The organism is Aeromonas diversa CDC 2478-85 (assembly GCF_000819805.1).
GTDB lineage: Bacteria > Pseudomonadota > Gammaproteobacteria > Enterobacterales > Aeromonadaceae > Aeromonas > Aeromonas diversa.
Map to the genome: position 1 here is coordinate 372,013 of NZ_CDCE01000029.1, position 12,214 is coordinate 384,226.

At 65.3% G+C, this 12,214-nt stretch carries 8 protein-coding genes and 1 tRNA gene; 2 read left to right on the plus strand and 7 right to left on the minus strand.

The features are described 5' to 3' along the window. The first annotated feature begins 107 nt into the window (after positions 1–107). Positions 108–1,724 (plus strand): phosphoethanolamine transferase, encoded by a 1,617-nt coding sequence (locus tag BN1121_RS11170; RefSeq protein ID WP_005347883.1) that lies wholly within the window; start codon positions 108–110, stop codon positions 1,722–1,724. A 59-nt stretch (positions 1,725–1,783) separates the two neighbouring features. On the opposite strand, the gene eco is transcribed toward BN1121_RS11170, so the two are convergent. The 7 genes from eco to BN1121_RS11205 form a co-directional block, all read right to left on the minus strand. Continuing rightward, positions 1,784–2,266, minus strand: coding sequence for a serine protease inhibitor ecotin (gene eco / locus BN1121_RS11175; protein WP_005347885.1), 483 nt, complete (start codon positions 2,264–2,266; stop codon positions 1,784–1,786). Positions 2,267–2,438: 172 nt separating this feature from the next. Further along, positions 2,439–3,005 carry an Lcl C-terminal domain-containing protein gene (locus BN1121_RS11180; protein WP_005347887.1) on the minus strand — a complete coding sequence of 189 codons (567 nt, stop codon included), beginning with the start codon at positions 3,003–3,005 and terminating at the stop codon, positions 2,439–2,441. Beyond that, the gene (locus tag BN1121_RS11185; protein WP_005347888.1) at positions 3,002–4,432 is read right to left on the minus strand and encodes an Lcl domain-containing protein; all 1,431 of its coding nucleotides are present in this window, start codon (positions 4,430–4,432) and stop codon (positions 3,002–3,004) included. The genes BN1121_RS11180 and BN1121_RS11185 overlap by 4 nt, the downstream gene beginning before the upstream one ends. A gap of 21 nt (positions 4,433–4,453) precedes the next feature. Next, entirely contained in the window at positions 4,454–6,859 is a 2,406-nt protein-coding gene (locus tag BN1121_RS11190) for a proprotein convertase P-domain-containing protein (RefSeq protein ID WP_005347891.1), read from the minus strand. Further along, positions 6,856–8,835 (minus strand): prolyl oligopeptidase family serine peptidase, encoded by a 1,980-nt coding sequence (locus BN1121_RS11195; protein WP_005347893.1) that lies wholly within the window; start codon positions 8,833–8,835, stop codon positions 6,856–6,858. The genes BN1121_RS11190 and BN1121_RS11195 overlap by 4 nt, the downstream gene beginning before the upstream one ends. A gap of 2 nt (positions 8,836–8,837) precedes the next feature. Further along, positions 8,838–10,964 carry a TonB-dependent hemoglobin/transferrin/lactoferrin family receptor gene (locus BN1121_RS11200; RefSeq protein WP_043157134.1) on the minus strand — a complete coding sequence of 709 codons (2,127 nt, stop codon included), beginning with the start codon at positions 10,962–10,964 and terminating at the stop codon, positions 8,838–8,840. Positions 10,965–11,095: 131 nt separating this feature from the next. Then, a complete protein-coding gene (locus BN1121_RS11205) occupies positions 11,096–11,842 on the minus strand; it encodes a DsbA family protein (protein ID WP_005347896.1) in 747 nt (248 codons plus the stop codon). Between the two features lie 183 nt (positions 11,843–12,025). On the opposite strand from BN1121_RS11205, the gene BN1121_RS11210 reads away from it, so the two are divergent. Next, positions 12,026–12,113: transfer RNA gene (locus BN1121_RS11210), tRNA-Ser, on the plus strand. Positions 12,114–12,214 lie beyond the last annotated feature (101 nt).

Consider the following 12,214-nt stretch of genomic DNA (forward strand, 5'->3'; position numbering starts at 1 on the left):
CCTCCTCCCGGCAGGCCGCCTCAAGGCGGCCTGTTTTTTTTCTTTCTTAAGCCCCCCTTAAGTTTGCTGCGGCACCCTCTGCCCATCCGTTTTGATGGGGAAGTACCATGCCGTTTCGTCTTTCCATGTTCCGTCTGCACCTCTTGTTGGTGCTCTACTTTGCACTCGTGCTGAACTGGCCCGTGCTGTTGCACATAGCCGATATCCTGCAGCGCCTCGACCACGTCAAGGTGGGCTTCCTGCTCTCCATCCCGCTGCTGCTGGTGGCGGCCCTGAATCTGGTCTTCTTGCCGTTCTCCCTGCGCTTCGTGCAAAAGCCCTTCTTCATCCTGATGCTGCTGACCGGGTCGCTGGCGAGCTTCGCCATGCTCAAATACGGGGTGCTGTTTGACAGCTCCATGGTGCGTAACATCATAGAAACCAACTCGGGGGAGGCGGGCTCTTACCTCAGTCTGCCGAGCGCGCTCTGGTTCCTGCTCACCGGCCTGCTGCCGGCCCTGTTGCTGCTGCTCACTCGCATCGAATACCCGCGCGGTTGGTGGCGTGGTGGCGCCATGCGTCTGGCTGGCGCCGCCTTGTCGGTGGTGGTGGTCGCGGGCATCGCCGCCGGTTACTACGAGGACTATGCCTCGGTGGGGCGCAACAACAAGATGCTGACCCACCAGCTGGTCCCCTCCAGCTATGTCCATGCGACCTGGAAGATTGTGCGGGATCGCTACCTGATGCCCCCCATGCCCTATCGGGAGCTGGGCAGTGATGCCCGCCTGCTGGCTGGTGAGGGTGACAAGCCGACCCTGCTGTTTCTGGTGGTGGGTGAGACGGCGCGTGCCCAAAACTATGCCCTCAACGGTTATGACCGCGATACCAATCCCTACACCCGTGACGCCGGTGTCATCTCGTTCGCCAACGTCTCCTCCTGCGGCACCGCCACCGCCGTCTCCGTGCCCTGCATGTTCTCCAACCTGACCCGGGCTCACTATGACGATCGGGTCGCCTACAGCCAGGACGGGGTGCTTGACGTGTTGCAGCGCGCCGGTGTCTCTGTGCTGTGGAAAGAGAACGATGGGGGCTGCAAGGGGGTGTGTGATCGGGTGCCGACCATAGAGCGGGATCCCAAGCAGTATCCCGAGCTGTGCCACGGGGATGCCTGCCTCGATGCTGTGCTGCTCGACGGCCTGGAGAGCCAGATAGAGAAGATGAAGGGCAGTGCCCTGGTCGCCTTCCATCTGATGGGGAGTCACGGCCCCACCTATTTCCGCCGTTATCCACAAGCGCTGCGCACCTTCACGCCCGACTGTGCCCGCAGCGACATCGAAAATTGCTCTTCAGAGGCGCTGGTCAACACCTATGACAACAGCATTCGCTACACAGACTGGTTCTTGGGGCAGCTGATCCAGCGACTCAAGGGGTTGGAATCCCGTTACCGGGTAGGGCTCATCTATCTGTCGGATCACGGCGAGTCGCTCGGTGAGAAGGGGCTCTATCTGCACGGCACCCCCTATGCCCTGGCTCCCCAGGAGCAGACTCACATCCCCATGTTGATGTGGCTCTCCCCGGAGTTTGCCAAGGGTAAGGGGATCGATGCTGGATGCCTGACCCAGGAGGCCAGGAATGGGACCTTCTCTCAGGACAATCTGTTTGACTCTCTGCTGGGCGTCATGGATGTGAGTACCAAGGTGTACCGACCCGAGCTCGACCTCTTTCGCAGCTGCCGCGCCTCGTAACCGGCAAGCAGAAACAGTGAGGCCAGGCATTTGCCTGGCCTCACTCATATAAGGGGGGATTACTCCACCAGCGCGGGTTGCGCCGACTTGTCGGCCCGCCACAGGCGGTAGCGCACCTCGTACTCCTGGGGAATATAGATGACGAAGGGGAGCTTGGAGTTGTAATTAAGGAAATAGCCCTGGCCGAAGACCTGGACGAAGGCTTCTTTCTTCTGGGGATCCGGACAGGCCATCAGGGTTGAGATGGGATCGGAGACCTTGCCGAGGGATAGGTAGTTATAGCCCCATCCCTTGACGCTGTGCTGCTCCAGGTTGCCCGAGAAGCGGGGCTGGTTGCAATCGACCATCATCATCTTGCCCACCTGGAGCTCGACCATCATGTCGGCCTCGTTCTCCATTTCCGGCAGGCGGATCACCACACGTTCCTGGTTCGGCTCGGCCGCCGGGAACATGCTGATATCAAATTTTTTCGGCTCATCAGCAAAGGCGTGACCACCCAGCATCAAGGCGCCCAGCAGGCTGAAACGCACTATGGTTTTCATCGGTACCTCACGGGGATTGCATTTACGCCGCTAGACTAACCGTTTGTCCCCCCTGATACCAGCTCCACCGCGCTTTTGCATCATGGGCTTAGCGACAATTTGAGGCCAGATCGCACAAGGGTTCGCCACCGGGTTGAAAAAAGGCGCAGGTATCACCCTGCGCCCTCTCTTGCTATCGGCTCGCCACCAGCAGCACCTGCTGCGGATAGGCGAATGGCTTGCGATAGCCGAGCCCCCCCTGGGTAATGTCCAGATAGAGCACCTGGCCATTGTGGGCGGCGGCGGTGGACGTCCACAGATAGACATAGCCGTCTTGCACCTCCTTGCCTTCGCCGGCCATGGCGCGGGGGAAGAGCACCTCGTTCAGGGTTGGCTTGATGCAGGCCGACTCATAGATGGTGAGGATCTCCTTGGCATCGGGCAGACGCCACGCCTGCTTGCCACCGAAGCCGTGCAGGGCGTGGCCCGGCTGCTCGCGGATGCGTTCGGCCTCCTGCAGCGCCTGTTGCCAGTAGAAGCGACTTGGCTCTCCGCTGCAGCCGGTGCCACTCCATTTCTGGCCGAGTTGGCAGCGCATCCAGGTCAGGCCGCTCCCCAGATCGGTGACGGTGCCGTTGCCGTTGTCGCTGAAGCGGGCGGTCGGCACGGTGCGGTCGAGGGTTTCGCTGCAGATGGCGACGGCGCCTGCGGCACCGGCGTAGAGGGTCAGCAGCAGAGTAAGGCTGGCGGTCAGTTTCATGGGGTTACCTCGGCGACCAGTCTGATGAGAAGGGGTTCGATGCCAAATTCTTGGCTCCCGATGGCGGTGGTGCCGGCCACGCCGGCATCCTCCCCGTAGAAGGTGACGTTCTGGGCGCTGACCGGGGTGTTTTCGAGCACGCGAGCCAGACTCAGGGTACTGCTCCAGTAGGCCCCGTCGTTGTATCCCAGGTAGGAGGGGGTCACGTCCGGGAAGAAGCGGGTGTCGATGGTGATGGCCTCCCCGGCGGCGTCGCGCGACAGGCTACCCAGATGGAGCAGGGAGCTGAGCTCGCCAAAGGTGGGCAGGCGCCAGCGCTTGATGCCGCACGGCTGGCGTGCGTTAAACCAGCGCACGTATTCCTCGGTGGTGACGGCACTGCGCAAGGTGGCCTCAATCTCGCTGGTCTCCAGCCCCTCCGCGTTCCACTGGGCAATCTGCTCGTCGATCACCTTCGTCGTGATCTCGTTGCGCTCCCCGCTTGTGGCGGGGTGGCGGCTGTCGGCATAGACGAAGGGGCGACCGGACCAGGCGGGGCTGCGCGGATCGCTTGACTTGACCTCCCATACCAGGCGAGTACGCAGATCTTCCACGCACTGCCAGGTCTTGGCGTCCGCCGGCAGGGGGGAGCCATCGGCGGCCAGCTTGCGATAAGACAAGGGGGCGCGCGCTTGGCTCCAGCTGGCGTCCTGGCCCGGATAGTCGGCGGGCTCCTCACCGAGCAGGGCGCTGACGCCATCGGCATAGGTGGTGACGCCGGTGACCGTGAGCGTCTCTTCGGGTTGTTGCAAGTCGAGCAGGGCCTGCAGGCGGGGCAGGGCTCCCTCCAGGCTGGCCTGCTCCTGCCACTGGCGCGAGAGCGCCGGCAGGGCATCGGAGAGCGCCCGATAGAGGGCAGCGAACGGGGCGGCCCCTTCTGCGCGCGGGTGATAGCGCCTCAGGGCGTCGGCCCCGAGCGCCGACAGGGCTGACTCGAACTCGGGGAAGGCCGAGAGGGCACCGATCCCTTCACCCGGCGCGAGAGGGGCGAGATCGTCTTGCAGGCTACGCAGGGCCTGCTCGGTGGAGCGCCCTTGGGCGATGCGGCTTTGCAGCAGCGTGGTCAGCACGCCGGGGGCGAGCTCGAGCCCATCGCGCATCGCTGCCGGATGGAGCAGCGGGGACGCCCCTGCCGGGATAAACAGAAGGGGTGAGGTAAGCAGGCTGGAGTGGCTGCCGATCAGGGTGAGGCGGCCGCTGCCGGTGACGATCGGCTCGCCGGCGCCGCACTGCCAGTTTTGGTCCTGATCGACGCACAGGGTGCCGCCGGTCGGCACAGTCACATGGACCCGATAGTCGGGGGCGGTCAGGGGGGCGCTATCCTCGGCGCCTCCGCAGCCGGTCAGCTGGACGCACAGGGTGGCCAGCACACAGATGGGGTATCGCATCTTGATTCCTCGTTCGCAATATCAGTGGCGGGCGCGCAGTCGGCGCACCAGCAGGAGCAGGGTGAGCAGGGGCCAGCCGAGTGCGCCGCCGCCCCCTTCCGAGTCGTCGCCGAGCGGGATGACACCCGTGGTGGGGATCTCTACCTTCTTGCCGCACTCGGCACCCACCTGCTGCTGCAGGTACCAGTCGTGCAGGGCGCCACCATGGCCCGGCTCGGCATCGACGATGTCGAGCTGCCAGGTTCCGGAGAGGGGCTCACCGAGCAGCGCATCGAGGGGCTCGAGGGGCTGCAGCGTGATGGGGAAGGCCCCATGCAGACGGGTGCCCGAGCTGTGGGCCCGATCCCAGAGCACGATGCGGGTGCCGTAGGGGGAGGTGAGCCAGATCTGCAGCTCCTCGAGGCGCTCATGTTCGAGATCCATCCCGAGAATGAAGCCCTCGTCCACCCGTGCCGTCCCCGCGTCCAGCGTGAGGCGATAGCGGGTGAGGCCGTGCTCTTCCGATGACGTCGCCTCCTTGAGGGGGCCACCGTTGCCGCCGGCATGGGCCAGCACCGGCTTGCCGACCGGCAGGCGCAGGGTGAGGCGCGCGTTGCGCTCGCTCGGCGCCACCCCGTCCAGGGTGAGGGAGAGGGGCAGCTCGACGGAACGGCCACACTGCAGCTTGGCATCGGCCGTTACCGTCAGCGGCCACCGGGTCTGGCTGTGACCCGCCACCGAGCCCTGCCAATCGCCTGTCGGGGTGAGGCCGTTTTGGGGGTGAGCCTGGGCCTGGATGACACGCACCTCGTCAGCGCCGTCGTTGACCAGCTCGAGGATGAGCGCCTTGGGCTCGCCGGGTTGCAGGTAGCTGCCGTCGGCCGGGCGCACCGTGAGTGGGGCTTGCAGTATGCCGTGGTGGCGGAACGCCTGCTCGAGCAGGAGGGCATAGTCGCGCTCGGGATAGAGGCGGCGGGCCGTCTCCACCGTGACCCGTGCCAGCTGGGGCATGCGGATGTCGGGGCCGAGGCCGAAGTGAGACTCGATCAGCAGGCGATCCATCTCGTCGCGGGCCGGTTCGCCGTGGCGCTCGACCGCCTCGCGCAGGGCCGTGAACAGCGGCGTGCCCCACAGCTGATCGGCATTGCTGCCGTTGACCGTGACATGGGCCGGGTAGCGCATATCCGGGTGGTAACGGGCGCGGCCATCGTCGAGCTGGCGCGGGGTACGGCCACTGAACCTGGCATCCCAGTTGAACACCATGAAGGGCTCGAATCCCTGACCCTGAGGACTGCGCTGGCGCCAGCTGGCGGCCAGGTAGTCGCTAAAGCCTTCCCCGATGGCGCCCCAGTCACCCGCATCCCCCAGATCTGGCAGTATGTGGTGCTGCACCGCGTGGCCGAATTCGTGCCAGATCACCATGGGATCTTCGGCATCCGGCACCCCGCTGCGGCCTATCTCGAGACGCCGCTCGTAGGGATCGTACAGGGAGTTGTCCTGCCAGCCGGCGTCGGTGTCGATGTTGAGCGCGCCGCCCATCAGGTCGGCAAAGCCGAGCCGCGCCACGTGGCGCTGCGCCAGATCCAGGTGGTAGTAAGCGTTGATATCGAGAAAAGCCGGATGGCTATGCGCCAGCATGAAGGCGTCGGCGTGCTCCCCGATGAAGGGGGCCGTGTCGGGGGCGGTGGCATCCACCACCCGGGCGTAGGGCCCGGCCAGGTGCCAGCCGTCGCTCATGCGGGTCACCGGCAGGGAAACCCGACTGTAGGCCTCGGCGGGCAGCGTCAGCTCGGCCCGCCACACCAGCTCGGGGTGAGCGAGCCGGGTGCGCGGATCCTGCTCGAAGACCTGGGTGCTCACCGTCTCGGCGCTGCCGGCAAGGGGCTGGGCCTGATCCCGGGTGGCGGCATTCTGAGTCAGGCGGCCAAGCTCGCTCTGGCCGTCACAGGAGAGAAAGATCTGCCAGGCGGTGGACTTGAGGGTATCGCGCTTGTGTTCCACCGCGAGCAGCCGCCAGGCCGGCACCAGGCCCTCGGCGGTCGGCCAATACCAGGCTTGGGCCTGGGCCGCATCGGCCGCGAAACGGGCGATGGTCTCGCTCGCCTGTTGGGCGGCGACATAGTCGGCGAGGGGGGCCGGATCGCGACAGGCGGCCGGGGCGGCCGTCACCGGACGGGTGTGGTGATAGTAGCGCCAGGGGCGGCCGTCGCCATCCAGGCTCAGGGCCGCGAAGCGGGTGGCGATGGGCACCCCCTCCCAGGTCTGTTGGAAGTGGTAGTGATGGCCGGTCAGCGACGCCTTGTCGTAGTCGGAGCGCAGCGTCACGCCCAGCGTCTGGCCGAGCCACAGCGCCGGCTGATCCACCACTGAGGCGTTCTCGAGCAGGCGAAGCTCGGCGCCCTGAGCCAGGGTCGATGCGAGCAGTAACAGGGGATAGAGGGGTTTCATGGTTGTTCTCCAGAATCATTCAAGCCCACCTGGGTCAGCAGGAATGCCAACTCCCGGGCGCGATCGCCGCCACCGGCCCGGTGGCCGCCCTCGAGTTCGGTGAGCAGCAGATAGGGGCCCTGGCTCGTGCTCTGCTCGCGCAGGCGCGCCATCCACTTCAGGGGTTCCCAGTAGGGGACCTGGCTGTCATAGAGGGCGGTACTCACCAACACCGGGGGGTAGGGACGGCGGGCCAGATTGTCATAGGGGCTGATGCGGCGCAGGGCGGCGTATTCGGCGGGGAGCGCCGGGTTGCCCCACTCCTGATACTCCTGACGGGTCAGCGGCAGCTCGGGATCCATCATGGTGGCGATGGGATCGAGGAAGGGTACCTGCAGCACGGCGGCGGCGAAGTGCGTGGGGGCCTGGTTGAGGGCGGCGCCCACCAGCAGTCCGCCGGCGCTGCCGCCCATGGCCAGCACCGGCAGCCGGCCCTGCTGGCCCAGGGTGTCGGCGGCGGCGAGGAAGTCGTCGATGCCGCGCTGCTTGTGGATGCCACGACCGGCTTGGGTCCACTCCTCGCCGAGCAGACCACCGCCGCGGACGTGGACGATGGCGTAGAGCACGCCGCGATCGAGCAGGCTCAGCACCTCGCGCTGGTAGTAGGGGCGCATCGGTGTGCCGTAGGCCCCGTAACCATAGAGCAGCACGGCGCGCGGTGTGACGCCCTCGCGCCAGGCCAGCGAGACAGGTACCCGGGTGCCGTCGGCCGAGGTGATCCAGCGGCGCTCGCTGCGATAGGCCGTGGTCGTGTCTTCGAGGGGGGCGCTCCAGCGCCCCTCATTCAGATCGAGCCAGCGCTCACGCGGCGGCGTACTCAAGGATTGGCTGCGCACCAGGATGCGATCGGCCGCCGGATCCTGGGCGCCCTGCAGCCAGCCGGTGCCGGCGCTGCCCGAGAGGGGCAGGCGGTGGCGCTCATTGCCCTGCCTGTCTAGCAGGGCCACCTCGTCTTGCCCTGCGTGACGCAGTTGCACCACCAGATGGCGTTCAAACAGGCGCCACTTCTCCATGGTGGCGCCCGCCGGTGGTTGCCACAGTCGCAGCCAGCGCCGGTCCGGCTGCTCGGCCCCGTAGAGGGCGAAGGCGCCGTCCCGGTTGCTGCGGATCACCCAGCCGCTCTGATGGTCGGCGTAGTACTCAACCCCGGCGCGGCGCCCTTGCAGCAGGTGCGGAGCCCGAGAGCCCTCGAGCAGGTACTGCTCGCTGCTGTCGTGGTTGTTGCTCTGGAGCAGCAGGAAGCGATCGTCAGTGGTGCGGTAGAGGCTGACGAGCCAGGCGGGGTCGCGCTCTTGCCAGAGCGCCTTCTCCTGACCGCCATGCCAGGCGAGCAGCCGGTAAGGGCGCAGGGTGCGGCGCTCGTTGCCGATGGTGTAGAGGGTCTGGCCGTCATCGGCCCAGGCCAGATCGCTGCTGCGTCCCGTCAGCTCGGCCAGCACCTGGCCATCCTCCAGGCGCAGTACGCTGACCCGGTAGTCGCGGCTGCCGCGCCTGTCCTCGGCGATGGCGAGCAAGCGGCCGTCTGGGCTCAGGCTCCAGCCCCCCGCCTCGTAGTAGCCCTCTGCGCTGCGAGCGGGCAGCACGGGGTGAGCCTCGCCCTTGCGCCATAGGCTGCCATCGGGGGCGAGGCGCCAGGCGTGCCCTGCTCGCGTCACCCAGCTCTCGGACGCCGCATCACCCCGTGGGCGTGCGTCGAACTCCTGGCGCAGGCGTGCCTCGAGGGGCTGCTGACCGGCCAGCACGGCTTCGCTCCAGGCGTTTTGCGCCTCGAGCAGGGCCAGCAAGTCGGGGCGGCTGCGGCTGTCGTCGCGCAGCCAGGCATAAGGGTCGAAGCGGGCCGGCGTACCCTGAATGACCCCGTCATGGCGGGGGATGGGGGGCGGCAGCGCAGCCGCCGGAGTGGCGGCCAGAAGGGCCGCCAGCATCATAAAGGACATGATCAGAGCCCCACGAAGCGGTAGTTGAGGCTGGCCGAAAGGTAGCGGCCGCTCTGGGTATAGAGGCTGGTGTTGCTCCCCGGCGCCTGACCGGCCACATCCTGATAGCGGATGTAACGGGCATCGAGCAGGTTGCCGACGGTGGCGTTGATCTTGAGCGCATCGCTGGCCTGCCAGTCGAGCCCCAGGTCCAGGCTCAGCCAGCCCGGCGTGCCGAGGCAAGCGCCCCGGTAGCCGCTGCGCTGATCCTCGCAGCGGGGAACCTGGCTCATGGCGGCGGCATAGTTGGCGATGAGGGAGAGACCCAGTTCGCTACCCTGCCAGCGCAGGGTGCTGCTCCCCTCGAGCGGGCTGAGGGTGCGCAGGGGCTGACCCTGGCTGTCGCGACCATCCATCCAGGCGAGGGACGAGCTCAGCTCCCACTGCTCACTCAGCCAGAGGCTGGCGGCCAGCTCGGCCCCCCAACTCTCGGTGTTGGCGAGGTTGCGGTATTGACGCAGATAGACGCCATCGTCGAGGCGCAGACCGAACTGGCGCCAGTCGATCTGGTTGTAATAGCGGTTGTAGAAGAGGGTCGGGGTCAGGCTCCAGCGCTCTCCCTGACCGTTCACTCCCCACTCGAGGGCGTGGCTGGTCTCGGCCTTGAGCTTGGTATTGGGGACTATCTCGAACGGCGGCAGGGCGAAGTAGTGAGGAATGGAGCCATACACGTGGTCGTAGGAGGGGGCCTTGAACCCCTTGGCGTAGCTCAGCCAGGTGCGCCAGGTCTCGTCGAAGCGATAGCCGCCCATCAGGCTGGGGGAGAGGTTGCTGCTCTCGTTGCCGGGGAAGAGGCTGCTCTTGGCCTGCAGGCTCTGGTGATCGAAGCGCAGGGAGGGGGTCAGCTGCCAGTCACCCCAGTTCATCACGTCGCTCAGCCAGAGACCTACTCGCTGGGTGGTGGCCTGACTGAAGGGCGCGCGCGCGGCGGCGCTGGCCACGCCATTTTCGAAGCTGCGCTCCTCGACCGGGCGACGGTGCTCCGCCTGCTCCAGCTCCAGGCCATAGCTGAGGCGATGGCGCAGGGCTCCCTGACGATGGCTGCTCTGCAGCTCGAGTTCGCTGCCCAAGCGCTCCTCGTCGAAGCGGGCAAGGGTCTGCTGGCTACGGTAGCGGGGGTAGCCGCTCAGCGCGTCGTTACGCAGCAACTGACGCTGGTTGGCCAGGTTGCGGGCATCGCTGCCATAGAGGCTCCAGGTCAGGCTATCCAGGGGGCCGAGATCACGGCGCTCCCAGCTCAGTTTGCCGCTGTTGCTGCGCTGCTCCCCACGTTCCCGATAGGCGATCACGTCCCAGTTGCCGTCGGATTGAGTCAGAGTTCGGGGACCTTGATCCCGGCTGCCATTGTCGGCGAAGTGATCGTATTCGATGCGCAGGGTGTCGCTATCTCCGAGGGCGAATCGGCTGGCGGCGGAGAGGCTCATGCCGTCGAGCTCGGCCGGAATACGGCTCTGCTCGAAGTTGGCACTCTCGTGGCCACGCCAGCCGGAGAGGCGCAGCAGGTGCTCGCCACCGAGCAGGCGGGTGGCGCCGGTCAGCCCCAGCTTGTTCTTGTCGCTGTCACCCGAATGGAGCCCCTTACCGGCGAGGTAGGCGTCTTGCCCCTGCAGATAGTCCTCGGGCTGCTTGGTGGTGATGTTGATGGTGCCACCGATGGCATCGGAGCCATGCAGGGAGGCGCCGGCCCCCTTGGCGATCTCAATCTGCTTGATGTCATCGAGATCGAAGGTGAAACGCCCCACCTTGTCGTTGAGGTTATCGGCACCGAAGCCGTCGCTGACCCGGATCCCGTCTTTGATCATCAGGATGCGGTTGCCGCCGATGCCCCGGATGGAGATGTTCTGGGGGCGGCCGGCCGAGCCGGTAACCGAGACGCCGGGGGTGCTGCGAAACAGATGGGTGAGCTCGCTCGCCACCTGGCGCTCAATCTCTTCATCCGTGATGACGGTCAGAGAGCCGGGCAGCTCTGACAGCTTCTGCTTGACCCTTTGTCCGGTGACTATGATGGTTTCGTCCCGCTGCTGGGGAGAGTTGGCGGCCAGAGTCGAACAGCAAAAGAGTGCCGACCACGCCATGAGGTGCGGTTTCATTTTTTGATAATGATTATTGTTTGCCTGAACGGGCCGGCATTATGACAAGGGAGGGAGGGGCTTGCAAGGAATGATAATTATTATTGATTACGCTGAGAAAAAGGCCGGCTACGAGAGCCGGCTCACTACCATCAGGAGGATTTGCCGCTACGCACATCCTTGATGAAGGCCTTGAGCGTGGCCAGATCGCGGGGGGCGCCCCGCAGGACTTGATCCCCGATGATGAAGGCGGGGGTACCGCTGATCCCCAGCGCCTCGGCCAGGGCCCGGCTGGTGCCAAGGCTCTGGTTGACGGCAGGATCGTCGAGCTTGGCCTTGGCCTTGCTCCAGTCCACACCGGCCTCTTTGGCCAGCTTCTCTACCTGGGCCTCGTCACTCAGGTGGCCCTGAAAGCCAGCCAGCTTGTCGTGGAACGCCACATACTTGCCCGGTTGGGTCAATTGCACCGCCAGGGCGGCACGGGCGGCGTAGAGAGAGGTTTCGCTCAGGATGGGGAATTGCTTGTAGATGTAGCGAATGTCCTTGTCGTCCTTGAGCAGTTGGGCAATCAGCGGATGGGCGCGCTTGCAGTAGCCGCAGTTGTAGTCAAAGAACTCGACGATAGTCAGGCTGCCCTTGGGGTTGCCGATCTCGGGATCCTTGTTGTCATAGAGCTGCTTGGCGTGGGCCTTGATCAGATCTTTGTCGTTGGCGGCCTGCATGCTCTCCTGCTTGGAGCGCAACTGGTTGGACATTTCGACCAGGATTTCGGGGTTCTTCAGCAGGTAGTCGCGAACGATCTGCTCCACATCGGATTTGGTCAATTCGGCAGCCTGCAGCGGCAGGCCCATCAGGGTGGCGCCGGCCAAGGCACCGATCAGAACGGATTTGATACGCATGATACTCATCATCGCAGGATTGGGTCGCCCTATAGTGGGAGAGTGGTCAGAGATGTCAAGGGAGGGGAGGGCAAATGGACCTTTTTGCTACCAAGTTCGGCACTTTGTCGATTTAATCGGCAAACGGAACCGAGGGGGATTTACAAGGGGAAAAGCCACGGTTAGTATTCACGCCACTGCTGCGGAGGGGTGGCAGAGCGGCTTAATGCAACGGTCTTGAAAACCGTCGATGGGCGACCATCCGTGGGTTCAAATCCCACCTCCTCCGCCATCAAATTCAAGGGGTTAGGTGATTCACGTCGCCTAACCCTTTTGCTTTTTACCCCCCGTAAACTATCCCACTATCGAGCTACTTGACGATTCAAGGTCGAG

Coding starts and splice junctions, on each gene's coding strand:
- BN1121_RS11170 (WP_005347883.1), top strand. CDS start 108: ATGCCGTTTCGTCTTTCCATGTTCCGTCTGCACCTCTTGTTGGTGCTC.
- eco (WP_005347885.1), bottom strand. CDS start 2,266: ATGAAAACCATAGTGCGTTTCAGCCTGCTGGGCGCCTTGATGCTGGGT.
- BN1121_RS11180 (WP_005347887.1), bottom strand. CDS start 3,005: ATGAAACTGACCGCCAGCCTTACTCTGCTGCTGACCCTCTACGCCGGT.
- BN1121_RS11185 (WP_005347888.1), bottom strand. CDS start 4,432: ATGCGATACCCCATCTGTGTGCTGGCCACCCTGTGCGTCCAGCTGACC.
- BN1121_RS11190 (WP_005347891.1), bottom strand. CDS start 6,859: ATGAAACCCCTCTATCCCCTGTTACTGCTCGCATCGACCCTGGCTCAG.
- BN1121_RS11195 (WP_005347893.1), bottom strand. CDS start 8,835: ATGTCCTTTATGATGCTGGCGGCCCTTCTGGCCGCCACTCCGGCGGCT.
- BN1121_RS11200 (WP_043157134.1), bottom strand. CDS start 10,964: ATGAAACCGCACCTCATGGCGTGGTCGGCACTCTTTTGCTGTTCGACT.
- BN1121_RS11205 (WP_005347896.1), bottom strand. CDS start 11,842: ATGCGTATCAAATCCGTTCTGATCGGTGCCTTGGCCGGCGCCACCCTG.